The organism is Pantoea sp. F_5, from assembly GCF_008631595.1.
Classification (GTDB): Bacteria; Pseudomonadota; Gammaproteobacteria; order Enterobacterales; family Enterobacteriaceae; genus Pantoea; species Pantoea gossypiicola.
On record NZ_VWUO01000009.1, the window covers coordinates 129,418 to 154,362 of the forward strand.

The following is a 24,945-nucleotide window of genomic DNA, read 5'->3' on the forward strand; positions in this document are numbered from 1 at the left end:
CGCAAAATTTTGCTGACCCGTTACAATCACTTTTTTGTTTGCAGAGTGAGACCCTCCATGCTGGAATTACTGAAAAGCCTCGCCGTGGCCGTACTGATGGTCCCTGTGGTAATGGCGCTGATGCTGGGCATGATTTATGGCCTGGGTGAAGTGTTTAATATCTTCTCTAAAGTGGGTCATCGCGAAAAATCTTCAGCCCGTTCCCATAATTAATTTCCGTTACGCCCGCCATCCTGGCGGGCGTCGTCATTTTTGTCCCGCATCGATTCAACCTTCTCTGTCTCCTGCCGATAATTTACTGAACCTCCCTGATATTGCGTTATATTATTCGCTACACAACGAATAGCCGGAGAGAATCATGTCATCAAATTACACCCGCTGGGGCGTCGCGGCGCTGGTCACCGTATCGCTGGCCGGACAGGCAGTGGCCGCCGATAACATTACTGTGTTTGCCGCGGCTTCGCTGACCAATGCGATGCAGGATATTGCCAGTCAGTATCAGAAGGAAAAGGGCGTGACAGTCGTCTCTTCGTTCGCCTCATCCTCCGCGCTGGCGCGTCAGCTTGAACAGGGTGCGCCTGCCGACCTGTTTATCTCTGCCGATCAGCAGTGGATGGATGATGCGGTGGCGAAGAAAAGCGTGATAACCCGCACCCGCTACACCCTGCTGGGCAACGACCTGGTACTGATTGCGCCACGAAGTGCCGCAGCTAAAGCAGTGACGCTGGATCCGCAGACCGACTGGAAAACATTGCTGCACGGCGAACGTCTGGCGGTTGGCGATCCGGACCACGTTCCGGCGGGTATCTATGCTAAAGAGGCGTTGCAAAAGCTGGGAGCCTGGGACGGCGTTGCACCCGCGTTAGCGCCCGCTAATAATGTGCGGGCAGCACTGGCGCTGGTCGAGCGTAACGAAACTCCGTATGGCATTGTCTACGGATCCGACGCGGTCGCCAGCGACAAAGTGCAGGTGGTCGCGCATTTTCCGGCAGACAGCCACAAACCGGTGGAATATCCGATGGCGATCGTAAACGATCACGACACGGCTACCGTTAAAACCTTTTATGATTACCTGAAAGGGCCGCAGGCGGCGGCGATTTTCAAACATTACGGATTCACACCGACGAAATGATACTCAGCGATCCCGAATGGCAGGCAGTGCTGCTTAGCCTTAAAGTCTCTGGCATAGCCGTGCTGGGCAGTCTGCCGTTTGGCATTCTGATGGCCTGGATTCTGGTGCGCTGCCGTTTTCCCGGCAAAGCGCTGCTCGACAGCCTGATCCATCTGCCACTGGTGCTGCCGCCGGTGGTGGTGGGGTATCTGCTGCTGGTTAGCCTGGGGCGACGCGGCATCATTGGTGCAAAGCTGTTTGACTGGTTCGGTTTCAGCTTTGCGTTCAGCTGGCGCGGTGCAGCGCTGGCTTCTGCCGTTATCGCGTTTCCCTTGATGGTACGCGCCATCCGGCTGGCGCTGGAAGCGGTGGATAGCCGACTGGAGCAGGCAGCGCGCACGCTGGGTGCCGGACGCTGGCGGGTCTTTTTCACCATCACACTGCCGCTGACGTTGCCGGGTGTCATCGCCGGAACGGTGCTGGCGTTTGCCCGGTCGCTGGGCGAATTCGGTGCCACCATTACCTTTGTGTCCAATATTCCCGGTGAAACGCGCACGCTTCCGCTGGCGATGTTTACCCTGATTGAAACGCCCGGTGCAGAGGGTGCGGCGGCGCGGCTCTGTGTGATCGCTATCGTGCTGGCACTGGGTTCACTACTGGCGTCGGAATGGCTGGCACGGGCAAGCCGTAAGCGGATGGGAAGCTGATGCTATCACTCAACTTTATGCAGCAGCAGGGCGATCACCAGCTGGAGGTCAACCTGCAGATCCCGGCCAAAGGCATCACCGCCATTTTTGGTGTCTCCGGTGCCGGTAAAACCTCACTGATCAACGCTATCAGCGGACTGACTCAGCCGCAGCGCGGGCGAATTGAGCTTAACGATCGCCTGCTGTTTGATGCGGAGCAGAAGATTGCGCTGCCGCCGGAAAAACGCCGCATTGGCTATGTGTTTCAGGATGCGCGGCTGTTCCCGCATTATCGGGTCCGGGGCAACCTGCAATATGGTATGGCGACGTCAATGAAAGCGCAGTTCGACAGCCTGGTCTCGCTGCTGGGGCTGGAGGCGCTGCTGTCGCGCTTTCCGCTGTCGCTGTCGGGCGGTGAAAAGCAGCGGGTCGCAATTGGCCGGGCACTGCTGACCGCACCGGATATGCTGCTGCTGGATGAACCGCTGGCGTCGCTGGATCTGCCGCGCAAACGTGAGCTGATGCCGTATCTGCAAAAACTGGCGAAGCAGGTCGATATTCCAATGCTCTTTGTTTCGCACAGTCTGGATGAGATTCTGCATCTGGCTGATAACGTGCTGGTGCTGGATGAAGGGCGGGTCAAAGCCTTTGGTCCGCTGGAGCGGGTCTGGAGCAGCAGCGCGATGCGGCCATGGCTGCCAGTGAGCGACCTGAGCAGCGTGCTGCGGGTGCAGGTGCTGGAGCAGCATCCTGACTATCCGATGACCGCGCTGTCGCTGGGCGATCAGCACATCTGGGTCAGCCGGGTGAATCAGCCAGTGAAAACGCCGCTGCGTATTCGCATTGCCTCATCAGATGTCTCGCTGGCGCTGCAACCGCCACAGCACACCTCCATCCGCAACATTTTACCGGCACAGGTAGTCGAGCTGCTGGAGGTCGGGGACCAGGTGGAGGTGAAGCTGCGTATCGGCATCAGCGAACTCTGGGCGCGCATTACGCCGTGGGCGCGGGACGAACTGGGTATCCGGCCCGAACAGTGGCTCTATGCCCAGATTAAAAGTGTTTCGGTAACGCCCTGATTACAACACGTACTGACGCAGGGTGTCGGCAATGCCGGGTTCAAGATTGGTGCCGATCACCCTTTTCGCCCGCGCTTTGATCGCCTCATCGGCATTGCCCATCGCCACGCCCAGTCCGGCTGTTTCCAGCATGCTGAGGTCGTTGTAGTTATCCCCGAACGCGATCACATCAGACATGCTCAGCCCCAGCGATTCAACCCACTGCGCCAGCCGTTTACCTTTGCTGTTGCCGCCTTTAGCGATATCCACCTGATCGTGCCATGACCATTCGCAGGCCAGCCCCAGCTCCGCTTCCACCGCAGTGGCGAACTGTTGCAGTTCAGGTATGTTGTCGTGCGACAGGGCAAACTTCCAGATTGAACCGGCGTCACGTGCCGCCTGGGCTAAATCAGGCACCTGACGGAACAGCGGACGCTGATGCTCAGGCAACGATTCGGCCCACTTCAGGGTGCGCATCACATGACCGGTCGGCGTCTGATAGAGCATGGCATCATCCACGTAGAGTAAGCCGTGAATCTGCTGCTGATCCAGCCTCTCAATCACCTGTAACGCCAGCTGCGGGTCGAGAGGATCGGACGCCAGTGCTTTTTTCGCCTGGTAATCATACAAATAGGTGCCATTACAGCAGATTGCGGGTGTATCCAGTTGTAGCGCCTGATAAAAAGGGTGGATAGCGCAGTGATGGCGTCCGGTCACGATAGCGACATGAACACCCGCCTGGCGGGCCTGGTTCAGCGCGTCAATTGACTGCGGCAGAATCGTTTTGGCTGGGGTCAGCAGCGTGCCGTCGAGGTCGAGGGCAATTACTCGGTAGCTCATTCATCCTCTCGTTTTTTCAGGTTTGCAGGGGCTGAAGTCTACACCTGTCCACGGTCCGGAGACAAAAAACAGGGCACAAATGATTCCAGCGCAGGGTAATAAAACGCGCTACAGTGATTCACAGATATGATCAGGCAGCAAAAAAGGAGAATGCATGAAACAGGTTGTCTACACCGCCAGTCCCGAGAGCCAGCAGATTCACGTCTGGCAGATGAATGATGAGGGTGCGCTGACGTTGCTTCAGGTGATCGATGTCGCCGGCCAGGTTCAGCCGATGGTGGTGAGTCCGAAACGCGATTTTCTCTATGTCGGTGTGCGTCCCAATTTTCGCGTGCTGGCGTTCCGGATTGCCGCCGATGGCACCCTGACCGACGCCGGTCAGGCACCGCTGCCGGGCAGTCCGACCCACATTTCCACCGATCGTGAGGGCCGTTTCCTGTTCTGCGGTTCCTACAATGATGCCTGCGTCAGCGTCAGCCCGATTGGTGATGATGGCATTCCACAGGCCCCGCTGCAGGTGATCAACGGCCTGGATGGCTGCCACTCGGCCAATATCGATACCGATAACAAGACACTCTATGTACCAGCACTGAAGCAGGACCGCATCTGTCTGTTTGCGCTGGGCGCAGACGGTCAGCTGACCCCGCGCAGACAGGCGCAGGTCACAACGGTAGAGGGCGCAGGCCCGCGTCATATGCAGTTCCATCCGGGCGGGCAGTTCGCTTACTGCGTCAACGAGCTGGACAGCACGGTTGAGGTCTGGGCATTAAATACCGGAGAAGGCGAAGCTGAAAGCGTGCAGACGCTGGATATGATGCCGCCTGACTTCAGCGGCACGCGCTGGGCAGCCGATATTCATCTGACGCCGGATGGCCGTTTCCTCTATGCCTGCGATCGCACCAGCAGCACGCTGGCGATTTTCAGCGTCAGCGAACTGGGCGATGAACTGACGCTGGAAGGGTTCCAGCCGACGGAAACGCAGCCGCGCGGGTTCAATATCGATCACAGCGGACGCTTTCTGGTGGCGGCGGGACAGAAATCGCATCACATCGAAGTCTATGCGATTAGCGAACCGAAAGGGCTGTTACAGCCGCTGGGACGTTATGCGGTAGGGCAGGGCCCGATGTGGGTGGTGATTCACCAGCTGCAGGCGTAACGCATCCTGAAAAACGCCTCTCCTGAGCGGGAGAGGCGTAAGATTGTTAACGAAGTCTGCCACTGCCAGCTATGAGATCGTGCAGACACAGGGAACAGGGTCAGATCAGAAAGACGCAAAAGCCGCCATCCATGGCACGCTCGGCCCGCGCCATCCCTGGCGCGGGACGCTTTCCTCTTCTGACCCTGTTCCCTGCTATTTAAGCTAATGCGTTGCTGCCAGATCATTTAGCTTTGGGTTTGTCAGTTGTCAGTCTTACTGATAATTCACGGTCAGTGAGGCGCTCGCCAGTGCGTGAAAATGCACATTAAAGCCGACCATTGCGCCACTGGCGTCTTCATCCACCTCAATCGTCTCCACATCCAGCGCATGCACGGTGAATATGTAGCGATGGGTTTCGCCCTGTGGCGGTGCCGCGCCACCATAGCCCGCCTGACCAAAATCGGTACGGGTCTGAATTGCGCCTGCTGGCAGTGACGCTTTGCCGGAACCGGCACCCTGCGGCAGTGATGTGGTGCTGACCGGAATATTCGCTACGACCCAGTGCCACCAGCCGGAACCCGTCGGCGCATCAGGATCGTAGCAGGTCACCACAAAACTTTTGGTCCCTTCCGGGGCCGCTTCCCAGGCAAGATGGGGAGAAATATTCTCGCCCTGATAACCCATGCCGTTGAAAACATGCTTTTCTGGCATCTTCTCACCGTCATTAAAATCCTGACTAAAAACGCGCATCACATCTCCTTAACTGTCGATGAATAGCCTTTCATCATAACCAAAAGCGCCATCAGTGCCAGCGGTCAGCCCGCTTCAGGCGGCAAAATGTTGCGAATGTGCCAGTGCGTTGCCAATGGCCTGCACCAGCTGACTCAACGCCTGGGGCGTGATGATGTAGGGCGGCATCAGGTAGATCAGGCGGCCAAACGGCCGGATCCAGACACCCTGTTCAACAAAGAATTGCTGCAGCGCCGCCATGTTGACCGCCTGGTGCGTTTCCACTACGCCAATCGCCCCCAGCACGCGCACCTCAGCCACCTGCGGTGAACGGCGCAGCGGCAACAGCTCAGCCCGCAGCTGCTGTTCGATCGCGGCTACCTGACGCTGCCAGTGACCGTCCGCCAGCATGCTCAGGCTCTCCGCCGCCACCGCGCAGGCCAGCGGATTCCCCATAAATGTCGGGCCATGCATAAAACAGCCTGCCGCGCTGCGGCTGATGGTATCAGCCACCTCGCGGGTGGTCAGGGTCGCCGCCAGCGTCATCATGCCGCCGGTCAGTGCCTTTCCGACGCAGAGAATATCCGGGGTAATACCCGCATGTTCACAGGCAAAGAGCTTACCGGTGCGGCCAAATCCCGTGGCGATCTCATCCGCAATCAGCAGCACGCCATAGCGATCACACGCTTCCCGGACCTGCTGCAGATAGCGCGGATGATAGAAACGCATCCCGCCTGCACCCTGCACAATCGGCTCCAGGATCACCGCCGCCAGCTGCCTGTGATGCTGTTCGATCAGCCGGGCAAAATCCTCGACGTCGCGCGCATCCCATTCATCATCAAAACCGCAGGCCGGTGCCGCCGCAAAGTGGTGCTCAGGCAGATAACCGCGCCACAGGCTGTGCATCGAGTTCTCGGGATCACAGACCGACATCGCGGCAAAGGTATCGCCGTGATAGCCGCGCTTGAGCGTCAGAAACTGCTGACGCGTCTCACCCCGGCCCAGCCAGTACTGCAGCGCCATTTTCATCGACACTTCCACCGCGACCGAGCCGGAATCGGCCAGGAAAACGCACTCCAGCGCCTCAGGCGTCATCGCCACCAGTTGACGGCAGAGCGCCACTGCTGCCGGATGGGTAATGCCGCCAAACATCACGTGCGACATCTGCGTGACCTGCTCCGTCAGCGCCCGGTTCAGGCGCGGATGGTTATAACCATGAATCGCCGCCCACCACGAGGACATGCCATCCACCAGCTCACGGCCATCGGCCAGTTGCAGCTGAAAACCCTGCGCGGCGACGACCGGGTAGCAGGGCAGCGGATCCTGCATCGAGGTGTAGGGATGCCAGATATGCTGGCGATCAAAACGGGCATCATCCAGGGAGAAAACAGGGGTAGTCATCGGAGTTGTAAACCAAAATAAAAAAATATAGTTTACAAGTATACCCCTGCTTTCTGTCGGGATGACACCCTTTTCTGGAGTACGTAATGGCTCAACGCTGGACAATTGCACAGGCGCAAGCGCTGTTTGAACAACCTTTTCTTGAACTGATGTTTAAAGCGCAGCAGGTGCATCGTCAGCACTTCGACCCGCGCCAGGTGCAGGTCAGTACCCTGCTGTCGATCAAAACCGGTGCCTGCCCGGAAGATTGCAAATATTGCCCGCAGAGCGCGCGCTACAAGACCGGCCTGGAGTCGGAACGTCTGATGGAAGTGGAAGAGGTGCTGACCTCCGCGCGTCAGGCCAAAGCCGCCGGTTCGACCCGTTTTTGCATGGGTGCCGCGTGGAAAAACCCGCACGAGCGCGATATGCCTTACCTGGAAAAAATGGTTGAAGGCGTAAAGGCGATGGGAATGGAAACCTGCATGACGCTCGGTACGCTCAGCGATCAACAGGCGCAGCGGCTGGCGGGCGCGGGTCTCGATTATTACAACCATAACCTCGACACCTCACCGGAATTCTACGGCTCTATCATCACTACCCGCAGCTATCAGGAACGTCTCGATACGCTGGGCAAAGTGCGTGACGCCGGTATCAAAGTCTGTTCGGGCGGCATCGTCGGCCTGGGCGAAACCGTGAACGATCGCGCCGGTCTGCTGGTGCAGTTAGCCAATCTGTCGACCCCGCCGGAGAGCGTACCGATCAACATGCTGGTGAAGGTCAAAGGCACGCCGCTGGCGGACAACGATGACGTAGAGCCGTTCGATTTTATCCGCACCATCGCGGTGGCGCGCATCATGATGCCGACCTCGCATGTGCGTCTCTCCGCGGGCCGCGAACAGATGAACGAGCAGACTCAGGCGATGTGCTTTATGGCCGGGGCGAACTCGATTTTCTACGGCTGCAAGCTGCTGACCACGCCGAATCCGGAAGAGGATAAAGACCGCGTGCTGTTCCGCAAACTGGGGCTGAACCCGGAGCATACCCACACCCAACATGGCGATCAGCAGCAGGAAGAACAACTCAGCGAGCAGCTCTTGCATGCTGACACTGAACAGTTCTACAACGCGGCGCTGTAATGAGCTGGCAGCAACGACTTCAGCAGGGGCTGGCGCAGCGCCGTGCGGCCGATGGCTGGCGACAGCGTCGAATCATCGATCAGCAAGCCACCCGCACATTAGAGAGCGGCGGCCGCCGTTATCTTCACTTCTCCAGCAATGACTATCTCGGTTTAACCCGCCATCCGGCGGTGATTGCGGGCTGGCAGCAGGGCGCAGCGCTGGCGGGCGCGGGCGCGGGTGCCTCGGGACACGTCACCGGTTATCACCGTCAGCATGCCGAACTTGAGGCGCAGCTGGCCGACTGGCTCGGCTACGACCGCGCGCTGCTGTTTATCTCCGGGTTCGCGGCCAATCAGGCGGTAATTCATCTGCTGGGGGAGAAAAACGATCGCATTCTGGCCGATAAGCTCAGTCATGCCTCGCTGCTTGATGCCGCCAGCCACAGCCCGGCGCAGCTGCGCCGTTTCAGTCACAACGACCCGGAGAGTCTGGCAGCACGGCTCGCGTCACCCTGCGAGGGCGAGACGCTGGTGGTTACCGAAGGAATTTTCAGCATGGATGGCGACAGCGCGCCGCTGGCTGCGCTGGTACAACAGACGCAGCAGGCACAGGGCTGGCTGCTGGTGGATGATGCGCACGGCATCGGCGTGGTGGGTGAGCAGGGGCGCGGTAGCTGCTGGCAGCAGGGCGTTAAGCCGGAACTGCTGGTGGTCACTTTTGGCAAAGCGTTTGGCGTCAGTGGTGCCGCACTGCTGTGCGATGCGGATACCGCCGACTATTTCCTGCAGTTCAGCCGGCATTTGATCTACTCCACCGCCATGCCCGCTGCACAAGCCACCGCGCTGCAGGCGGCGCTGCGCGAAATTCAGCGGGGCGATGCGCTGCGCCAGCAGTTGCAGCAGAACATTGCGCATTTCCGGCGCGGGGCGGCCTCGCTGCCGTGGCGATTGATGGACTCTGCCAGCGCGATTCAGCCGCTGCTGATAGGTGAAAACAGCGATGCAATGGCGCTCTCTCAGCGGCTGGCGGAGGCGGGCTGCTGGGTCAGTGCGATCCGACCGCCTACCGTGCCGCCGGGGACGGCCCGGCTGCGTATTACCCTGACTGCGGCACATCGCCCTGAAGATATCGATGTGCTACTGGAGGCGCTGTATGACGCTGCGGGTTGATAAGAAGGCGGTAGCTCGCGCCTTTGGCCGGGCGGCCAGTCATTATGATGCCCATGCTGCGCTGCAACGGCTTAGCGGCGATGCGCTGCTGGCTCTCGCACCGGCTCACAGCGGCGTGCAGCTGCTGGATGCCGGGTGTGGCACCGGCTGGTACAGCAGGCTGTGGCACGAACGCGGCAAACAGGTGACGGCGCTGGATCTCTCTCCGCAAATGCTGCAACAGGCACGCCGCAACAACGCAGCCCAGCACTATCTGGCGGGCGACATCGACGCACTGCCGCTGGCGGATAACAGCTTTGACCTGGTCTGGAGCAACCTGGCGGTGCAGTGGAGTGACGATCTGCCCGGCGCGCTGGCCCAGTTCCGGCGCGTACTACGACCCGAGGGCACGCTGCTGTTTTCTACGCTGGGCGACGGTTCGTTGCAGGAGGTACATGAAGCCTGGTCCCATCTGGATGCGTTACCCCATGCTAACCGCTTTCTCAGCGAGACGCAGATTGCGGCGGCCTGCCACGCAGAGCAACTGTATTGCAGCGCGGAAAGAGTGACGCTGCATTTTCCCGATGCGCTCAGTGCCATGCGTTCGCTGAAAGGGATTGGCGCGACCCATCTGCATCAGGGCCGCGACGGGCAGCTACTCACCCGACAACGGCTCAACCAGTTAGAGGCACACTGGCCGCGCGATCGTCACGGCTATCGCCTGAGTTACCATTTAATCTATGGAGTAAGTGCATCATGAAACGGCTGTTTATTACCGGCACCGACACCGAAGTCGGTAAAACGGTCGCCAGCGGCGCACTGTTGCAGGCGGCGGCTGCCGCGGGCTACCGCTGTGCGGGCTACAAGCCGGTTGCGTCAGGCTGTGAGATGACGCCTGAAGGCATTCGCAACAGTGATGCGCTGGTGCTGCAGCGCTTCAGCAGCGTGCCGTTGAGCTACCAGCAGGTCAATCCGCTGGCGTTTATGGAACCGACCTCGCCGCACATCGTCAGCGCCGAAGAGGGCAGGCCGATCACCCATCTGGCACTGTCAGCAGGTCTGGCGGCGCTGGAGCCGCTGGCAGACTGGATTCTGGTGGAGGGGGCGGGTGGCTGGTACACCCCGCTGTCAGAGACGCACACCTATGCGGACTGGGTGGTCAGCGAACAGCTGCCCGTGATTCTGGTGGTGGGAATTAAGCTTGGCTGCATCAATCACGCCATGCTCACCGCCGAGGCGGTGCGCGCGTGCAGCCTGCCGCTGGTGGGCTGGATCGCCAACACCGTCGAGCCGCCAGGCAAACGCTATCAGGACTATCTCTCCAGCCTGAAGCAGCGACTGCCTGCCCCCTGTCTGGGTACGATTCCGTATCTCACCGATACGGCGCAGCAGGCGTCCTGTGGACACTATCTGACACTTCCGGCGTAAAAGTCTCCCCACAGACTTTTTGCTTTATCAGTCTCAGCCTGTGCAGTGCTTGCCCGCCTGAACGTCAGGTTATTCGGTGCTGTCTGCATTCCTGACATCTGCCAGGGCAGAGACTCAGCGTCAGGCGACCGTCAGCCACTTATCCACGGTGTGGTCATCGAGTTGCTCCATGCTGCCCTGCGCCACATTACGGCCACGGTGCAGCAGCAGGAAATAGTCCGCCACCCGCCGGATCAGCGACAGGCGCTGCTCCAGCAGCAGGATGGTCAACCCGTAGTCGAGGTTAAGCCGGCGGATCAGGTTGCCCATCTCCTCTTCCAGCCACGGCGACATCCCATCGGTCGGCTCATCCAGAATCAGCAGTTTGGGCTGCAGCACCAGCGCGCGCGCCAGGGCCAGCTGTTGCTGCTGATCAATGGGCAGATCGCCGCTGCGTTGCTGGCGCAGTGAGTAGAGCGCCGGGAACAAATCAAATACCATTTCAGGAATGGCACGATGACGGTCGCGCTGGCTGGCTCCCGCCAGCAGGGCAATCAGCAGGTTATCTTCCACGCTCATCTGGGTAAAAATATGGCGGCCCTGAGGCACATAGCCGATGCCCATCTGCGCCCGCTGTTCGGCCGGTTGCAGCAGCAAATCCTCCGGCGGCGAGCCATCCTCTTTCCAGGAAATTGTGCCGCTGTTAATCGGCAATCTGCCCATAATGCAGTTGACCAGCGTGGTTTTGCCCATGCCGGGACGGCCCAGAATGCCGGTGCAGGTGCCAGGCGACAGCTCCAGATCCACATCCCACAGAATATGGTTCTGACCGTAAAATTGATTTACCGAACGTAGACTCAGCATCTGACACTCTCCTTCCCGATCATTAGCCTGATTGCTTCCGCTCTTTGTCGTCTGGCAAGCAAGTCATCAGCAACGGCAGCCTCACCATTGCAGCACAGTGCGCGTAAAGCGCGGCGACGTTACTGACTCCTGCAATTCCCAGGCCAGATCTTAAAACGGTCCTGTTTCCTGCTGCAGTGCGCCGTATCAGGAATGAAAGGTGAGAAAAACTTATCAATTTCCCATGGTCATCACGCGCCTGCACTTTTACAGTGCCTGCGGGCGCTGTTTGTGGTGCAGACGTGCTGCAGTCATGCAGAATGTCTGATTAAGAATCTTAGTGTAATGGTGAGAATTTGCGTGCCATGCCAGAAGACAGATTAAAAATGCAGAATAATCCGTCAGCGGTTGACGCGAAATTTAACGCAAAAAAAATTATTTTGACCGGGGCGGGAGGGCAGGGAAAAATTATACACAGCAGATGGCGGCGGGGCTGCCATCACTTATCCACCATTCCTGTGGATAACCTTGTGCATTAGGTAATGAAAACCGGTTGGAAGCGAGGAAATACGCGGCCTGGTAACATAATGACGAGATTCTGGCCTTATAAGCTTAAGTCAATAAAATCAGCTGGTTATCAAAAAACAAGCCTGCGAATTCTCTGTCAGGTAACCGAACTGTAATTTTGTGACGTTCTATTGACAAATGTTAAATCCGATCCTGGTCTGGGGATAACATTGCGCAACTGGCTTTACAATGACACGCCTGCAATGCGGGTAAGCTTAGTACGGTCCTGATTGCATCAATCCTGCCCGATTACTGTTTTTATATCCAGTATTATTTTCTGGCAAAATCACCATAGCAGAGTAAAATAAGTGCCTGCCCGCCGACTTCTCCAGCAGGAAATGCATTCATGACCAAAGTTTTTAAACTCAATTCCGCCTTTAAACCTTCGGGCGACCAGCCTGAGGCGATCCGTCGCCTGGAAGAGGGGCTGGAGGATGGACTGGCCCATCAGACTTTATTAGGCGTGACCGGCTCCGGTAAAACCTTTACCGTCGCCAACGTGATTGCCGACCTCAACCGCCCGACGATGGTGCTGGCACCGAACAAGACGCTGGCGGCTCAGCTCTATGGCGAGATGAAAGAGTTTTTCCCGGATAACGCCGTCGAGTTTTTCGTCTCTTACTACGACTACTATCAGCCTGAAGCCTATGTGCCGAGCTCCGACACCTTCATTGAAAAGGATGCGTCGGTGAATGAACACATCGAACAGATGCGTCTGTCTGCGACCAAGGCACTGCTGGAGCGGCGCGATGTCATCGTGGTGGCGTCGGTTTCGGCGATCTACGGTCTGGGCGATCCCGATCTTTATCTGAAAATGATGCTGCACCTGACCCGCGGCATGATTATCGATCAGCGCAGCATCCTGCGCCGTCTGTCAGAGCTGCAGTACACCCGCAACGATCAGGCGTTCCAGCGCGGGACCTTCCGGGTGCGTGGCGAAGTGATCGATATCTTCCCGGCGGAGTCGGACGATATCGCGCTGCGTGTCGAACTGTTTGACGAAGAGGTCGAGCGTCTGTCGCTGTTTGACCCGCTGACCGGCCAGATCGAGTCGGTGGTGCCGCGCTTCACCATCTATCCCAAGACGCACTACGTTACGCCGCGTGAGCGCATTCTGCAGGCGATGGAAGAGATCAAAGTCGAGCTGGCGGACCGCCGCCGGGTGCTGCTGGAGAACAATAAGCTGCTGGAAGAGCAGCGCATCACCCAGCGTACCCAGTTTGACCTGGAGATGATGAGTGAGCTGGGTTACTGCTCCGGCATCGAGAACTACTCGCGCTACCTCTCCGCACGCGGACCGGGCGAAGCGCCACCGACGCTGTTTGATTATCTGCCTGCCGATGGCCTGCTGGTGGTGGATGAGTCCCACGTGACCATCCCGCAGATTGGCGGCATGTACAAAGGTGACAGGGCGCGCAAAGAGACGCTGGTGGAGTATGGTTTCCGCCTGCCGTCGGCGCTGGATAACCGTCCGATGAAGTTTGAAGAGTTTGAGGCGCTTGCCCCGCAGACCATCTATGTCTCGGCAACGCCGGGCAAATATGAGCTGGAAAAATCGGGCGATGAAGTGGTCGATCAGGTGGTACGTCCTACCGGCCTGCTGGACCCGATCATCGAAGTGCGTCCGGTCGGGACGCAGGTCGACGATCTGCTGTCTGAAATCCGTCAGCGCGTGGCGATCAACGAACGTGTGCTGGTGACGGTGCTGACCAAGCGCATGGCGGAAGATCTTACCGAGTATCTCACGGAGCATGGCGAGAAAGTGCGCTATCTGCACTCCGATATCGACACCGTAGAACGTATGGAGATTATCCGCGACTTACGTCTGGGTGAGTTTGATGTACTGGTAGGCATCAACTTACTGCGTGAGGGGCTGGATATGCCAGAAGTGTCGCTGGTGGCGATTCTGGATGCGGATAAAGAGGGCTTCCTGCGTTCCGAACGATCGCTGATTCAGACCATTGGTCGTGCGGCGCGTAACATCAACGGCAAGGCGATCCTTTATGGCGATAAAATCACGCCGTCAATGGCGCGCGCCATTGAAGAGACGGAGCGCCGCCGTGAGAAGCAGCAGCTGCACAACGAGCAGAACGGCATTGTGCCGCAGGGCCTGAATAAGAAGATCACCGATATTCTGGAACTGGGCAACAACGTGGTGAAAACCCGTGGTAAAGCGAAACCCGCCCGACCTGGCGAAGCTCAGGCACTGGCCGATTTGCAGCTGCTAACGCCGCAGGCGCTGCAGAAGAAGATCCACGAGCTGGAAGGGCAGATGCAGCAGCACGCGCAGAACCTGGAGTTCGAACAGGCAGCCAGCGTGCGCGATCAGCTGCATGAGCTGCGAACACTGTTTATCGCGGCCTCGTAGCGCCGTCAAAGCCCTGAATGGCGTGTTCCAGCGCCACCCGTAACAGCTGGCGGTCGTGACGATATTTAATGTCAGCGGCCTCCAGCGGTTCACGGACAATCAGCCGGTTTTCAATGCCCTCAGTGGCAACCGCCGGACCGACCACGACCGCATCAATCACCCGCTTGCCGATATAACGTTCCATCATCTGAAGCTTGTCAGCCACCGAAAGACTCGCCGCGGCGGGACTCAGCTCGCGACCCAGATTACCGATAAACACCATAGTGGCAGGCGTGCGACGCAGTGCCTGCGCCATCTCTTCCATCAGCAGAACAGGCATCAGGCTGGTATAGAAACTGCCTGGGCCAATCAGAATCAGATCCGCTTCTGCAATGGCCTGTAGCGCTTCCCGCGTCGGCTGGACGTTGGGATGCAGCATCAACTCCTGCGGCGGCTGCTTCATCTCGTCAATCGCGGTTTCACCGTAAACCATATTGCCTTCGGCATCCATCGCCACCAGATCTACCGGCTGCTCCGACATCGGGATTAAAAAGGCGTCGACCTTCAGCAGGTTACGGATGATATTGATCGCTTCCAGCGGGCGAACGCTCAGATGATCCAGCGCCCGCAGCATCAGATTACCGAGATTGTGTCCGGCCAGTTCGCCGTTACCGGCAAAGCGATACTCGAACATCGCGGAGGCGACGCTCGGTTCTGCAATCAGCTGGTTAAGGCAGTTACGCATGTCGCCCCAGGCGATACCGCCTTCGGATCGACGAATGCGGCCGGTCGATCCCCCGTTGTCGGTGGTGGTGACGATGCCGGTGAGACGTGAGCCCAGCGGGGAAAGGGCCGACATCACGCGGCCTAAACCGTGTCCGCCGCCCAGTGCCACAACGCGATCAAGATCGGCCAGTGTGCGATTCATACTTCTCCTTACTCTCCTTTCGCGTAGCGTGGCTCTAAACGCTAAGCCCGCGCGGATGACTTGCGTCAAAATCTGGATCGCATTTTAACGTATCCTGTCGCGAAAATGCGGTGAAAATTCGATATGTATAAGAATATATAGCGAAAAGAGCAAATGGAAGAGTGGCGTAATTCACGCTACCATCATGTTTACCGCGCTGATCAACGGGTCAGCGTACACTCAAGCCTGAATGCCTAAGTCTGCGGATAGGGGGTTCAGGCCGTAGCCATTGAGCTGCCAGGGTGCAGGAAGAAATGACTGCATCTCCCAATCTGGAAAGGTGTTCTGGTGTCACAATTTACTGATGCATACGCGCGTAAGTTCTATTACCTGCGCCTGTCGGTCACGGATGTCTGTAATTTCCGCTGTACCTACTGTCTTCCTGACGGCTACAAACCGCAGGGAATTCGTAACAAAAGCTTTCTCTCTCTGGATGAAATCCGCCGCGTCACGCGGGCTTTCGCCGCAGCCGGAACCGAAAAAGTGCGGCTGACCGGCGGTGAGCCGTCGCTGCGCCGTGATTTCACTGACATCATTGCGGCAGTGCGTGAAAACGCCGCTATCCGTCAGATCGCAGTGACCACCAATGGATACCGGCTGGCGCGCGATGTGAAGCAGTGGCGCGATGCGGGTCTGACCGCACTCAACGTCAGCGTCGACAGCCTGGACGCCCGTCAGTTTCACGCCATCACCGGCCAGGATAAATTCCATCAGGTGATGAGCGGCATTGATGCGGCGCTGGACGCCGGTTTTCGCCAGGTCAAAGTCAACAGCGTGCTGATGCGCGATCTCAACAGCCGTAATCTGGCCACCTTCCTCGACTGGATCCGCACCCGTCCGATTCAGCTGCGCTTTATCGAACTGATGGAGACTGGCGACGGCGGCACGCTGTTCCGCGATCAGCACGTGTCCGGCATGGTGATCCGCGATCAGCTCATTGCCCAGGGCTGGCAGCGCCGTGAAAGTGGGCGCAGTGACGGCCCGGCGCAGGTCTTTTACCATCCCGATTATGTCGGCGAGATTGGCCTGATCATGCCTTATGCCAAAGATTTCTGTGCCAGCTGCAACCGTCTGCGCGTCTCGGCGCAGGGTAATCTGCACCTGTGCCTGTTTGGTGACGGCGGCATACCGCTGCGTGACCTGCTGGCATCCGATGAGCAGCAGGCCGAACTGCAGGCGCGCATCGCCAGCAGCCTGGGACAGAAGAAGCAGACGCACTTCCTGCATCAGGGCAACACCGGTATCACACAGAATCTCTCTTACATTGGCGGCTAATTTCAGGAGGAAGTATGGGTAAACCAGCCAGCGAATTTCAGGCCGTGCAGATTGCGGTGATGACGGTGTCAGACCGTCGCGATGCCAGCAACGATACCTCCGGCGACTATCTGCGCGAGGCGGCAACGGAAGCGGGTCATGAGGTGGTCGATCACGCCATCGTGCCGGATAACCTTTATCGCATTCGCGCCACCGTATCGCGCTGGATCGCCAGTGACGATGTCCAGGTGGTGATCATCAATGGCGGCACCGGCTTTAACCTGAAAAACAGCACGCCGGAAGCGCTGCTGCCGCTGTTTGACCGCGAGATTGACGGATTTGGCGAACTGTTCCGGATGATCTCCTATGAGGAGATTGGCGGCTCGACGTTGCAGTCGCGCGCCATTGCCGGTCTGGCAAACGGGACGCTGATTCTGGCCGTGCCGGGTTCGACCAGCGCCTGTCGCACCGCCTGGGAGCGCATTATTGTCGAACAGCTTGATGCGCGTACTGCGCCCTGTAATTTTGTCTCACATCTGAAGAAACGGTAAGTATGTCTCAACTCACACACATAAACGCTGCGGGCGAAGCGCACATGGTGGATGTTTCCGCCAAGGCTGAAACCGTGCGTGAAGCGCGCGCCGAAGTGCTGGTGCTGATGCAGCCGGAAACGCTGCAGATGATTATCGACGGCAGCCATCATAAAGGGGATGTCTTCGCTACCGCGCGCATCGCCGGGATCCAGGCAGCAAAACGCACCTGGGAGCTGATCCCGCTCTGTCATCCGCTGATGCTGAGCAAAGTGGAAGTGAACCTCGAAGCGGAACCAGATCATAATCGGGTCCGCATCACCTCGCTCTGCCGACTGACCGGCAAAACCGGCGTCGAGATGGAAGCGCTGACGGCCGCCTCGGTTGCCGCGCTGACCATTTACGACATGTGCAAAGCCGTGCAGAAGGATATCGTCATCGATCAGCTGCGGTTAATCAGCAAGCGCGGCGGCAAAAGCGGCGATTTTCAGGCGGTCGCCCATGATTAAGGTGCTGTTTTTCGCCCAGGTGCGTGAGCTGACCGGCACCGCATCCCTTGAGGTTAACGCTGACTATCCGGATGTGGCGGCGCTGCGCGCTGCGCTGGCCGAACGCGACCATCGCTGGGCGCTGGCATTGGAGTCGGGCAAACTGCTGGCGGCCGTCAACCAGACGCTGGTGCCGATGAGTCACCCGCTGCACGCCGGTGATGAAGTGGCCTTTTTCCCGCCCGTGACCGGAGGCTGAGATGGAAACACAGATTTGCGTCGGCCCCGCACCCTTTGATATGGCGGAAGCGTATCGCTGGCTGGCGGCCTGTGATGAAGATGGAGCGGTAGTGACTTTTACCGGCAAAGTGCGTAACCACAATCTGGGTGATAACGTGGCGGCGCTGACGCTGGAGCACTATCCCGGCATGACCGAAAAAGCGCTGCAGGAGATTGTTGATGCGGCACGCGAACGCTGGCCGCTGCAGCGCGTCACGGTGATCCACCGCGTCGGCGAGCTGTTTCCCGGCGATGAGATCGTGCTGGTGGGCGTGACCAGCGCCCATCGCGGCAGCGCCTTTTCGGCCGCGGAGTTCATCATGGATTACCTGAAAACCCGCGCGCCATTCTGGAAGCGCGAAGCGACAGAGCAGGGCGATCGCTGGGTGGATGCTCGCGACAGCGACTACCAGGCGGCCCGGCGCTGGGACTAAGGCATTAATGGCACAAGCGGGCAGAGGTTTCTCCGCCCGCTGCGTTACCGCTGATCCTATCCGCGTCACAGCCCGCTAACACGCATACACAACGCCTACGGTTGCTTCAGCTGCTCCGCCGGACCAAAGCTGGTCTGACCGTGGCTGTGCTCACCACCGCCATTGGTGCGCTTAAGCTGAATAACCTGGCCCTTCTCCCAGGCGTTAGCCCCCGGGGCCGCCGGATGCGCCACGATATCCGTCCGCTCGGCCCGAATCTGCTTACTGTCCACGCCAAAGCGACGATCGCGATCTGCCAGCAGCCGGGAATCCATCTGACCATCTTCGGTAAAGCCCATCATCAGCGCCGGAATGCCGATCGGCAGCGTTTTGTCGCGATCGGTGTGCCAGGTGTGCCAGGTTTTGCCATAGGTATTCACAATGCGAGTCATCAGCGCATGGTCGGCAACTTTCGGTAAGCCTGGCGCGATCAGCGTGCCCGATTTCACCTCATACTGATGGCTGTGCCACAGCTTCTTCTCTTCGGGCGGCAGGGTCTTAAACAGCCGTTCGCTGATGATGTACTCCACGCCCATCAGTCTCGCGTCGCGCGTGTTGCCGTCGTAAATCACCGCCTGCATCACATCGTCGTTCAGCACGGTGACATAGTGGTGTGCCTCCATCTGACCGTTTTTATCGCCGTTATAAAAATGGAAGCCATCGAGATAGGTATTGATGGCGTCAATAGGCGGACGGGACTGCATCACGCTGGCGCCGCTCTCCAGCACTTTCAGTGAAGAGGAGGTGGGCGCGCCCGGTGACTGCACCTGGGCAGGCGTATTATTAGCGCCGCAGCCGGTTAATAACAGGCTGAACGCCGCAACAGGCCAGAGTTTAAACATCGTAAGTTCCTTTAACGTTAAAAAAGGTAACCTTAGTTCAGTTCTCTCCTGCCTGTGAAACTCTGGCGATGATAGAGTAGGGTTTTGGTTCATTCTGAGGACAGGCATGTCATCCACCCCGATTCTGCAACGTCTGACACTGGTTGCCGCACTGGTGCTGGCGGGTTGTAGCAGCAAGAAAACCCCCGAGGCGCCCGCGCGGCAGCCTGAAGATGTCAAAGCACAGATCCAGCGGCTGCTGCCGTCGCACGTCAGCAATAAAGCGGCCTGGAGCGACGATATCTACACTACCTTCCGCACGCAGCAGCTCGAACCCAGCGCCAGTAACCTCTGCGCGGTGATTGCCGTGGCGGATCAGGAGAGCAACTTCAGCGCTGAAGCTGCCGTGCCGGGACTGCCTAAAATCGCCTGGGGTGAGATCAACCGCCGTGCGGCCCAGGTGCATGTGCCTGCCTTCCTGGTACGCACCGCGCTGCAGATTAAATCGCCGACCGGCGAAAGCTATGCGGCCCGGCTCGATAAAGTACGCAGTGAAAAAGATCTCAGCGCCATTTTCGATGACCTGATCGACATGGTGCCGATGGGCCAGACGCTGTTTGGCAATCTCAATCCGATCCACACGGGTGGGCCGATGCAGGTCAGCATTGCGTTTGCCGAAGCGCACGCCAAAGGCTACCCGTGGCCGGTAGATGGCACGATCCGGCGCGAAGTCTTTACCCGTCACGGCGGGATCTACTTCGGCACCCTGCACCTGCTTGGCTATCCGGCTGACTACAGCCAGCCGCTCTACCGTTTTGCCGACTACAATGCGGGCTGGTATGCCAGCCGCAACGCGGCGTTCCAGGCGGCGGTGTCAAAGGCCACCGGCATGAAGCTGGCGCTGGATGGCGACCTGATCCTCTATGGCTCAGACGCGGCAGGCGGTACCGAACTGGCAGTGCGCACGCTCTCGAAGCAGATCGATATGAGCAACAGCGCCATTCGCCGCGACCTGGAGAAAGGAGAGAAAGAATCGTTCAGCGACAGCGAACTCTGGAAACAGGTCTTTGCCCTGGCGGATAAAATGGCGGGTCGTAAGCTGCCGCGCGAAATGCTGCCAGGTATTAAGCTGGAAAGCCCGAAAATTACCCGGAATCTGACGACGGCGTGGTTTGCGCAGCGCGTCGACAGCCGTTATCAGCAGTGTCTGTCGCGGCATTAACCGGCATGTTGTGGCACAGTTGAGCTGAGCTGTGCCACACTTAACTCTGGCATGGCTCCCGGCAGGGCGCTGTTCATCCGTTTAACAAGAGGTGCATCATGGACCGATATCCACGCAATGATTCCATCGTTCAACCCGCATCTCGCGGTTTACAAGCCTATATGGCGCAGGTCTATGGCTGGATGACCTGCGGTCTGTTACTGACCGCATTTGTCTCCTGGTTCGCGGCGCGCACGCCCGCGGTGATGGAGCTGGTGTTTGCCAACCGCATAACCTTCTTCGGGCTGATTATCGCGCAGCTGGCGCTTGTGTTTTTTCTGTCAGGCATGGTGCATCGTCTGAGCGGAGCCGTGGCCACCGGGCTGTTTATGCTCTATTCGGCGCTGACCGGCATTACTATGGCGAGTATCTTCCTGGTCTACACCTACTCCTCCATTGCCAGCACCTTCTTTGTCACGGCGGGGATGTTTGGCGCGATGAGCTTTTACGGCTATACCACCAAACGCGATCTGAGCCGTTTTGGCAGCCTGCTGTTTATGGCGCTGATAGGCATTGTGCTGGCATCGCTGGTGAACTTCTGGCTGAAAAGCCCGGCGCTGATGTGGGCGATTACCTACATCGGTGTGGTGGTGTTTGTGGGATTAACCGCTTATGACACGCAGAAGCTGAAAAACATCGGTGAACAGATCGATGCCCGCGACACGGAAAACCTGCGTCGCTACTCGATCATGGGCGCGCTGACGCTCTACCTCGACTTCATTAACCTGTTCCTGATGCTGCTGCGGATTTTCGGTAACCGCCGCTGATTTTCAGTGTAAAAGGGGGAGGCGCACAGGTTGCGCCTCCCTTTTTTATTACGACTTCTGTAACTTCTGCTCGTTCTTCTGACGCAGATGCTTCGCCCGACTCTCCAGTACCAGATAGAGCACCAGCGCTAACAGCAGCGGCAGAATAAAGTAGAGCACGCGATAGGCCAGCAGCGCCGCAATAATGGTGCCATGCGAAGCGTGCTGACCGCTGAGCAGTGCCAGGAACACCGCTTCCAGCACGCCAATACCCGCCGGAATATGAATGATTACCCCGGCAATACTGCTGATCAGCAGGACACCCAACACCATCGGATAGCCCACGTCACGTCCCAGCAGCAGCCAGATAATCGCACCCATCACCATCCAGTTGGCGCAGGAAACCGCAAACTGCAGCAGTGCCATGCGCAGTGAAGGCAGCTGCAGCGTCTGGCCTTTAATGGTCCAGCGACGCTGTTTTGAGAAGGCGCAGGCCCAGAGGTAAATCGCCACCAGCACCAGCAGAACCACGCCAATCAGCCGCAGCGTGGTCTCACCAATAAACCAGCCGCTGGGAATGGAAACCATGCCAGCGCTGAACACCACGCCCGCCAGCAGAATATAGCCCAGCCAGTTAGTGGCGATGCTCAGTGAGAAGATGCGGGTGATGGTGGCGCTGTCCAGGCCGAGTCGGGAATAGAGCCGGTAGCGCATGGCGACGCCGCCTACCCAGGTACTCAGCGTCAGGTTAAAGGCGTAACAGATAAAGGACACCAGCATGACCTGCCGCTTCGCCAGCTTATGACCGCAGTAGGCGCGGCCAATGAGGTCATAGCAGCCGTATACCAGGTAACTCAGCACCACCAGTCCGGCGGCGGTCAGGACGACAAAACGGTTATAGTTAACGATGACGTCGTAAACATCTTCCCAGTTCACTTTGCGGGCATAAACCACCAGCAGAACCACCACCGCAACGAAAAACAGCACGGTGAGGATTTTTTTTGCCAGTTGCCAGCGTGGATGTTTTTTTGCCATCAGGATTTTGCTCCCGGGTTGTCTGCTTCTACACGATCCTGCGTTTCCATTTCAGGCTGTACCGGTGCACTGACCTGAGCCAGTTGCGGCGTGTGTGCCGGAAGCCAGCCCGCGATGGCCGGGAAATGACGCAGGAAATGGAAGACCACCACGCTTTTGCTCAGTTGCCACCAGTTGCGCGGCGGCAGGCGATCCTCCTGCACGCGCTGGCAGTCGTTGGCCAGCAGCGCTTCCAGATTGTCACGCAGCGTCTGGTTAAACAGTCGGTCGTGGATGATCAGGTTAGCTTCCAGATTCAGAGAGAGGCTTAGCGGATCGAGGTTGCTGGAGCCGACCGTGGCCCAGTAATCATCTTTAACGGCAATTTTGCCGTGCAGCGGACGCCGGATATATTCGTAGACTTCAACGCCGCCATCGACCAGATAGTTGTAAAGCAGCTCCGCGCCCACTTTCACAATCGGCATATCAGGCTCGCCCTGCACGATCAGCCGTACCCGGACGCCACGCTGTGCAGCATTGCGCATCTCACGCAGCAGCCGGTAGCCAGGGAAAAAGTAGGCGTTGGCAATAATCACATCCCGCTTCGCCTCGCGCAGCATCTCCAGATAATGCACTTCGATGTCGTCGCGGTGCTCGTCGTTATCACGAAAGACATAGAGGACCTGGGCATCGCCGGGTTTAGCATTCACCGCCGGACGATGAGAACGCGATCCCCACCAGCGGCGGGTATGCTGTTCGCTGCCAATCGCCTGTTGCAGATAGCGGGCGATGTCAGCCACGACCGGGCCTTTGACCTGTACCGCGTAATCCTGCTTCGCCTCGGGGCCGTAATCGGTGTTATGTTCAGCCGAAAAGTTGATGCCGCCGACAAAGGCGACCACATCATCCACCACCACCGTTTTACGGTGCAGACGACGGAAGACGTTGGTGCGCATCCCCATCACCAGCGGGCGCGGATCGTAGTAGATGAAACGCACACCTGCGCTGGTCAGGCTATTCACAAAGTTGTCGGAGAGTTCAGCGGAGCCGTAGCCATCGACCATCACTTCGACCCGCACGCCGCGCTGGGCCGCTGCCAGCAGTTCGCGATGCAGGGCGTTACCGACGTCATCCTCAAACAGAATAAAGGTTTCGATCAGAACTGAGCGTTCAGCCCGCTGGATCGCACCAAAGACGCGCGGGAAAAACGCTTCACCATTTTCCAGCAATAGCAGCCGGTTGCCTTCCTGCCAGTTAAAATTCATAGGTGAATCTCCACCGCCAGCGGCGCATGATCGGAAAGATGGGACCAGGGCTTACGCGGCAGCGCCCACGGATGACTGACGGTGGCATTGCGCACATAGATGCGATCAAGTCGCAATAGCGGGAAGCGCGCCGGGAAAGTGCGCGCCGGGCGTCCGGTTTTCATGCTGAATACCTCTTTAAGGCCTGCGCCCTGTTTTAAGATGGCGTTCGCGCGCCGCTGCCAGTCGTTGAAATCGCCTGCTACGACAACCGGCGCGTCGGGCGGAAGCGAGTTGACCATTTCACAGATCTTCTTCATCTGCGCGTGACGATGCGCCGCTTTCAGACCCAGGTGAACACAGATGACATGCAGCGTGCCGTGCGGCTCGGGCAGGGCGATCTGACAGTGCAGCATGCCGCGATTCTCACTGCCTGCCACCGAGATATCCCGGTTCTCATAGTCGGTTATCGGGAAGCGTGACAGCACCGCATTGCCGTGATGTCCCTCCGGATAGACCGCATTGCGGCCGTAGGCAAAATCGTTCCACATGGTGTCAGCCAGAAACTCATAATGAGGCGATTCAGGCCACTCTTCATGGTTAAGAGAGTGGATGGCATGGGTGCCCATTACCTCCTGGAGAAAGACCACATCCGCCGAGGTTGCACGAACGGCTTCGCGCAATTCCGGCAGGATGAAGCGGCGATTAAACGGGGCGAACCCCTTGTGTGTATTGATCGTCAGGACTTTTATTGAAAATCCTTGCGCATTTTGTGGCATACTCGCGACGCACTCCTTTTCATCATCAATAGAATCAAAGTGTAGTCTTTGTCACAAATGGGTGGTGAGGGAGCGCGATATTTAGGGCGTTATCCGAAAATTGTTTTACATTGAGGAAACCGTTTCCGGCTTGTGCCGGTAGCACTTGGGCGACCTGTTGGGTCTGCCAGGAGAATTGAATGAAATGGTCTAATCGTATTCAAATCATCACGGGTCAGACGTTGTTGCATATCGCTATGCATCTGCTGGTGATCGCTGCGCTGATCTGGGGCTGGAAACACAAGGCGCTGGTTGATGTCTGCAGCACGCTGGTGGCGATGTATGCACTGGTTTTTGTTGCCATGCTGGTGACACAGCGCATCGCCCGTTTACGCACGCTCGGCGATTATCTTGAAGAAGCGACCACCACTTACTACTTTGGCGCCGCCATGATGACACTGTTCCTGGTGTCGCGGATTTACCACAATAACCTGCTGCTGGCCTGTCTCGGCGTTGTGATGTTGCTGGGTCCGGCGCTGGTTTCGCTGCTGGCGAAAGAGCCACCGCGGCGCATCGAAAATAAACGTAGTTAAGTTGAAGGCCACCGCGAGGTGGCCTTCCTGTTTCTGCACAGTTAAGTTATGTCAGTAAATGTGAGCTATCTCGCACACTTCATTTAAAGCTGCTACACTCGCCCGCTTACGCATCGTAGTTTGTGCCCTTTTCACGCGTCAG

The 24,945-nt window shown here is 58.1% G+C and carries 27 protein-coding genes and 1 riboswitch; of the genes, 18 read left to right on the forward strand and 9 right to left on the reverse strand.

The window, feature by feature from the left end; all coding sequences use genetic code 11:
* Window positions 1-57 precede the first annotated feature (57 nt).
* The 4 genes from F3I44_RS13820 to modC all read left to right on the forward strand — a co-directional run bounded on the left by F3I44_RS13820 (window position 58) and on the right by modC (window position 2,876).
* Complete coding sequence (locus tag F3I44_RS13820; RefSeq protein WP_033731900.1) at window positions 58-213, forward strand: AcrZ family multidrug efflux pump-associated protein; 156 nt, start codon at window positions 58-60, stop codon at window positions 211-213.
* Between the two features lie 145 nt (window positions 214-358).
* Window positions 359-1,132, forward strand: a complete 774-nt coding sequence (gene modA, locus F3I44_RS13825; RefSeq protein WP_150019442.1) for a molybdate ABC transporter substrate-binding protein — start codon at window positions 359-361, stop codon at window positions 1,130-1,132.
* Window positions 1,129-1,818 carry a molybdate ABC transporter permease subunit gene (gene modB, locus F3I44_RS13830; RefSeq protein ID WP_150012233.1) on the forward strand — a complete coding sequence of 230 codons (690 nt, stop codon included), beginning with the start codon at window positions 1,129-1,131 and terminating at the stop codon, window positions 1,816-1,818. The genes modA and modB overlap by 4 nt, the downstream gene beginning before the upstream one ends.
* The gene (modC, locus tag F3I44_RS13835) at window positions 1,818-2,876 is read left to right on the forward strand and encodes a molybdenum ABC transporter ATP-binding protein ModC (RefSeq protein WP_150012231.1); all 1,059 of its coding nucleotides are present in this window, start codon (window positions 1,818-1,820) and stop codon (window positions 2,874-2,876) included. Before modB ends, modC begins: the two co-directional genes overlap by 1 nt.
* On the opposite strand, the gene F3I44_RS13840 is transcribed toward modC, so the two are convergent.
* On the reverse strand, window positions 2,877-3,695 hold the full coding sequence (locus F3I44_RS13840) for a pyridoxal phosphatase (RefSeq protein ID WP_150012229.1): 819 nt from the start codon (window positions 3,693-3,695) through the stop codon (window positions 2,877-2,879).
* 154 nt (window positions 3,696-3,849) lie between these two features.
* Between F3I44_RS13840 and pgl the strand changes: the two genes are divergently transcribed.
* Window positions 3,850-4,851 carry a 6-phosphogluconolactonase gene (gene pgl, locus F3I44_RS13845; RefSeq protein ID WP_150012227.1) on the forward strand — a complete coding sequence of 334 codons (1,002 nt, stop codon included), beginning with the start codon at window positions 3,850-3,852 and terminating at the stop codon, window positions 4,849-4,851.
* A gap of 255 nt (window positions 4,852-5,106) precedes the next feature.
* On the opposite strand, the gene F3I44_RS13850 is transcribed toward pgl, so the two are convergent.
* Together F3I44_RS13850 and bioA are read right to left on the reverse strand one after the other, a co-directional pair.
* Window positions 5,107-5,583 (reverse strand): kinase inhibitor, encoded by a 477-nt coding sequence (locus tag F3I44_RS13850; protein WP_150012225.1) that lies wholly within the window; start codon window positions 5,581-5,583, stop codon window positions 5,107-5,109.
* 75 nt (window positions 5,584-5,658) lie between these two features.
* A complete protein-coding gene (gene bioA, locus F3I44_RS13855) occupies window positions 5,659-6,963 on the reverse strand; it encodes an adenosylmethionine--8-amino-7-oxononanoate transaminase (RefSeq protein WP_150012223.1) in 1,305 nt (434 codons plus the stop codon).
* Window positions 6,964-7,049: 86 nt separating this feature from the next.
* On the opposite strand from bioA, the gene bioB reads away from it, so the two are divergent.
* From bioB to bioD, 4 genes are read left to right on the forward strand one after another with little or no spacing between them, the layout of a single operon-like run.
* The gene (bioB, locus tag F3I44_RS13860) at window positions 7,050-8,081 is read left to right on the forward strand and encodes a biotin synthase BioB (protein ID WP_150012221.1); all 1,032 of its coding nucleotides are present in this window, start codon (window positions 7,050-7,052) and stop codon (window positions 8,079-8,081) included.
* Entirely contained in the window at window positions 8,081-9,232 is a 1,152-nt protein-coding gene (gene bioF, locus F3I44_RS13865) for an 8-amino-7-oxononanoate synthase (RefSeq protein ID WP_150012219.1), read from the forward strand. The genes bioB and bioF overlap by 1 nt, the downstream gene beginning before the upstream one ends.
* Complete coding sequence (bioC, locus tag F3I44_RS13870) at window positions 9,216-9,971, forward strand: malonyl-ACP O-methyltransferase BioC (protein WP_150012217.1); 756 nt, start codon at window positions 9,216-9,218, stop codon at window positions 9,969-9,971. The genes bioF and bioC overlap by 17 nt, the downstream gene beginning before the upstream one ends.
* Window positions 9,968-10,639 carry a dethiobiotin synthase gene (bioD, locus tag F3I44_RS13875; protein WP_150012215.1) on the forward strand — a complete coding sequence of 224 codons (672 nt, stop codon included), beginning with the start codon at window positions 9,968-9,970 and terminating at the stop codon, window positions 10,637-10,639. The genes bioC and bioD overlap by 4 nt, the downstream gene beginning before the upstream one ends.
* 120 nt (window positions 10,640-10,759) lie before the next feature.
* On the opposite strand, the gene F3I44_RS13880 is transcribed toward bioD, so the two are convergent.
* On the reverse strand, window positions 10,760-11,482 hold the full coding sequence (locus F3I44_RS13880; protein WP_110331537.1) for an ABC transporter ATP-binding protein: 723 nt from the start codon (window positions 11,480-11,482) through the stop codon (window positions 10,760-10,762).
* An 892-nt stretch (window positions 11,483-12,374) separates the two neighbouring features.
* Here F3I44_RS13880 and uvrB point away from each other — a divergent pair.
* The gene (gene uvrB, locus F3I44_RS13890) at window positions 12,375-14,396 is read left to right on the forward strand and encodes an excinuclease ABC subunit UvrB (protein ID WP_150012211.1); all 2,022 of its coding nucleotides are present in this window, start codon (window positions 12,375-12,377) and stop codon (window positions 14,394-14,396) included.
* On the opposite strand, the gene yvcK is transcribed toward uvrB, so the two are convergent.
* Window positions 14,380-15,303, reverse strand: coding sequence for a uridine diphosphate-N-acetylglucosamine-binding protein YvcK (yvcK, locus tag F3I44_RS13895; RefSeq protein ID WP_150012209.1), 924 nt, complete (start codon window positions 15,301-15,303; stop codon window positions 14,380-14,382). The genes uvrB and yvcK overlap by 17 nt on opposite strands.
* A gap of 204 nt (window positions 15,304-15,507) precedes the next feature.
* Window positions 15,508-15,641, forward strand: a riboswitch (molybdenum cofactor riboswitch).
* On the opposite strand from yvcK, the gene moaA reads away from it, so the two are divergent.
* The 5 genes from moaA to moaE all read left to right on the forward strand — a co-directional run bounded on the left by moaA (window position 15,631) and on the right by moaE (window position 18,327).
* A complete protein-coding gene (gene moaA, locus F3I44_RS13900; protein WP_150012207.1) occupies window positions 15,631-16,617 on the forward strand; it encodes a GTP 3',8-cyclase MoaA in 987 nt (328 codons plus the stop codon). It overlaps the preceding riboswitch by 11 nt.
* 14 nt (window positions 16,618-16,631) lie before the next feature.
* On the forward strand, window positions 16,632-17,147 hold the full coding sequence (moaB, locus tag F3I44_RS13905; RefSeq protein ID WP_150012205.1) for a molybdenum cofactor biosynthesis protein B: 516 nt from the start codon (window positions 16,632-16,634) through the stop codon (window positions 17,145-17,147).
* 2 nt (window positions 17,148-17,149) lie between these two features.
* On the forward strand, window positions 17,150-17,635 hold the full coding sequence (gene moaC / locus F3I44_RS13910) for a cyclic pyranopterin monophosphate synthase MoaC (protein WP_150012203.1): 486 nt from the start codon (window positions 17,150-17,152) through the stop codon (window positions 17,633-17,635).
* Window positions 17,628-17,873 carry a molybdopterin synthase sulfur carrier subunit gene (moaD, locus tag F3I44_RS13915; protein ID WP_150012201.1) on the forward strand — a complete coding sequence of 82 codons (246 nt, stop codon included), beginning with the start codon at window positions 17,628-17,630 and terminating at the stop codon, window positions 17,871-17,873. Before moaC ends, moaD begins: the two co-directional genes overlap by 8 nt.
* A 1-nt stretch (window position 17,874) precedes the next feature.
* Window positions 17,875-18,327 carry a molybdopterin synthase catalytic subunit MoaE gene (gene moaE, locus F3I44_RS13920; RefSeq protein WP_150012199.1) on the forward strand — a complete coding sequence of 151 codons (453 nt, stop codon included), beginning with the start codon at window positions 17,875-17,877 and terminating at the stop codon, window positions 18,325-18,327.
* Window positions 18,328-18,422: 95 nt separating this feature from the next.
* Here the strand turns inward: moaE and F3I44_RS13925 are convergent, their stop codons facing one another.
* The gene (locus F3I44_RS13925; RefSeq protein ID WP_150012197.1) at window positions 18,423-19,208 is read right to left on the reverse strand and encodes an OBAP family protein; all 786 of its coding nucleotides are present in this window, start codon (window positions 19,206-19,208) and stop codon (window positions 18,423-18,425) included.
* A gap of 106 nt (window positions 19,209-19,314) precedes the next feature.
* On the opposite strand from F3I44_RS13925, the gene F3I44_RS13930 reads away from it, so the two are divergent.
* Together F3I44_RS13930 and F3I44_RS13935 are read left to right on the forward strand one after the other, a co-directional pair.
* Window positions 19,315-20,409: a DUF1615 domain-containing protein gene (locus F3I44_RS13930; protein ID WP_150012195.1), complete on the forward strand. Its 1,095-nt coding sequence runs from the start codon at window positions 19,315-19,317 to the stop codon at window positions 20,407-20,409.
* A gap of 98 nt (window positions 20,410-20,507) precedes the next feature.
* The gene (locus F3I44_RS13935) at window positions 20,508-21,215 is read left to right on the forward strand and encodes a Bax inhibitor-1/YccA family protein (protein ID WP_061061965.1); all 708 of its coding nucleotides are present in this window, start codon (window positions 20,508-20,510) and stop codon (window positions 21,213-21,215) included.
* Between the two features lie 48 nt (window positions 21,216-21,263).
* On the opposite strand, the gene F3I44_RS13940 is transcribed toward F3I44_RS13935, so the two are convergent.
* Genes F3I44_RS13940 through F3I44_RS13950 form a run of 3 tightly spaced genes read right to left on the reverse strand, consistent with a single transcriptional unit; the run spans window position 21,264 to window position 24,231 of the window.
* Window positions 21,264-22,229, reverse strand: a complete 966-nt coding sequence (locus F3I44_RS13940; RefSeq protein WP_150012193.1) for a lysylphosphatidylglycerol synthase domain-containing protein — start codon at window positions 22,227-22,229, stop codon at window positions 21,264-21,266.
* Window positions 22,229-23,473 carry a cardiolipin synthase ClsB gene (gene clsB / locus F3I44_RS13945; protein WP_150012191.1) on the reverse strand — a complete coding sequence of 415 codons (1,245 nt, stop codon included), beginning with the start codon at window positions 23,471-23,473 and terminating at the stop codon, window positions 22,229-22,231. Before clsB ends, F3I44_RS13940 begins: the two co-directional genes overlap by 1 nt.
* Window positions 23,470-24,231, reverse strand: a complete 762-nt coding sequence (locus F3I44_RS13950; RefSeq protein WP_150012189.1) for an endonuclease/exonuclease/phosphatase family protein — start codon at window positions 24,229-24,231, stop codon at window positions 23,470-23,472. Before F3I44_RS13950 ends, clsB begins: the two co-directional genes overlap by 4 nt.
* 179 nt (window positions 24,232-24,410) lie before the next feature.
* Between F3I44_RS13950 and F3I44_RS13955 the strand changes: the two genes are divergently transcribed.
* A complete protein-coding gene (locus F3I44_RS13955; protein ID WP_031594396.1) occupies window positions 24,411-24,803 on the forward strand; it encodes a YbhQ family protein in 393 nt (130 codons plus the stop codon).
* The last annotated feature ends 142 nt before the right edge of the window (window positions 24,804-24,945 follow it).

Excerpts from the sequence above, each read along its gene's own strand:
- F3I44_RS13820 (WP_033731900.1), top strand. The coding sequence starts at position 58 with ATGCTGGAATTACTGAAAAGCCTCGCCGTGGCCGTACTGATGGTCCCT.
- modA (WP_150019442.1), top strand. The coding sequence starts at position 359 with ATGTCATCAAATTACACCCGCTGGGGCGTCGCGGCGCTGGTCACCGTA.
- modB (WP_150012233.1), top strand. The coding sequence starts at position 1,129 with ATGATACTCAGCGATCCCGAATGGCAGGCAGTGCTGCTTAGCCTTAAA.
- modC (WP_150012231.1), top strand. The coding sequence starts at position 1,818 with ATGCTATCACTCAACTTTATGCAGCAGCAGGGCGATCACCAGCTGGAG.
- F3I44_RS13840 (WP_150012229.1), bottom strand. The coding sequence starts at position 3,695 with ATGAGCTACCGAGTAATTGCCCTCGACCTCGACGGCACGCTGCTGACC.
- pgl (WP_150012227.1), top strand. The coding sequence starts at position 3,850 with ATGAAACAGGTTGTCTACACCGCCAGTCCCGAGAGCCAGCAGATTCAC.
- F3I44_RS13850 (WP_150012225.1), bottom strand. The coding sequence starts at position 5,583 with ATGCGCGTTTTTAGTCAGGATTTTAATGACGGTGAGAAGATGCCAGAA.
- bioA (WP_150012223.1), bottom strand. The coding sequence starts at position 6,963 with ATGACTACCCCTGTTTTCTCCCTGGATGATGCCCGTTTTGATCGCCAG.
- bioB (WP_150012221.1), top strand. The coding sequence starts at position 7,050 with ATGGCTCAACGCTGGACAATTGCACAGGCGCAAGCGCTGTTTGAACAA.
- bioF (WP_150012219.1), top strand. The coding sequence starts at position 8,081 with ATGAGCTGGCAGCAACGACTTCAGCAGGGGCTGGCGCAGCGCCGTGCG.
- bioC (WP_150012217.1), top strand. The coding sequence starts at position 9,216 with ATGACGCTGCGGGTTGATAAGAAGGCGGTAGCTCGCGCCTTTGGCCGG.
- bioD (WP_150012215.1), top strand. The coding sequence starts at position 9,968 with ATGAAACGGCTGTTTATTACCGGCACCGACACCGAAGTCGGTAAAACG.
- F3I44_RS13880 (WP_110331537.1), bottom strand. The coding sequence starts at position 11,482 with ATGCTGAGTCTACGTTCGGTAAATCAATTTTACGGTCAGAACCATATT.
- uvrB (WP_150012211.1), top strand. The coding sequence starts at position 12,375 with ATGACCAAAGTTTTTAAACTCAATTCCGCCTTTAAACCTTCGGGCGAC.
- yvcK (WP_150012209.1), bottom strand. The coding sequence starts at position 15,303 with ATGAATCGCACACTGGCCGATCTTGATCGCGTTGTGGCACTGGGCGGC.
- moaB (WP_150012205.1), top strand. The coding sequence starts at position 16,632 with ATGGGTAAACCAGCCAGCGAATTTCAGGCCGTGCAGATTGCGGTGATG.
- moaC (WP_150012203.1), top strand. The coding sequence starts at position 17,150 with ATGTCTCAACTCACACACATAAACGCTGCGGGCGAAGCGCACATGGTG.
- moaD (WP_150012201.1), top strand. The coding sequence starts at position 17,628 with ATGATTAAGGTGCTGTTTTTCGCCCAGGTGCGTGAGCTGACCGGCACC.
- moaE (WP_150012199.1), top strand. The coding sequence starts at position 17,875 with ATGGAAACACAGATTTGCGTCGGCCCCGCACCCTTTGATATGGCGGAA.
- F3I44_RS13925 (WP_150012197.1), bottom strand. The coding sequence starts at position 19,208 with ATGTTTAAACTCTGGCCTGTTGCGGCGTTCAGCCTGTTATTAACCGGC.
- F3I44_RS13930 (WP_150012195.1), top strand. The coding sequence starts at position 19,315 with ATGTCATCCACCCCGATTCTGCAACGTCTGACACTGGTTGCCGCACTG.
- F3I44_RS13935 (WP_061061965.1), top strand. The coding sequence starts at position 20,508 with ATGGACCGATATCCACGCAATGATTCCATCGTTCAACCCGCATCTCGC.
- F3I44_RS13940 (WP_150012193.1), bottom strand. The coding sequence starts at position 22,229 with ATGGCAAAAAAACATCCACGCTGGCAACTGGCAAAAAAAATCCTCACC.
- clsB (WP_150012191.1), bottom strand. The coding sequence starts at position 23,473 with ATGAATTTTAACTGGCAGGAAGGCAACCGGCTGCTATTGCTGGAAAAT.
- F3I44_RS13950 (WP_150012189.1), bottom strand. The coding sequence starts at position 24,231 with ATGCCACAAAATGCGCAAGGATTTTCAATAAAAGTCCTGACGATCAAT.
- F3I44_RS13955 (WP_031594396.1), top strand. The coding sequence starts at position 24,411 with ATGAAATGGTCTAATCGTATTCAAATCATCACGGGTCAGACGTTGTTG.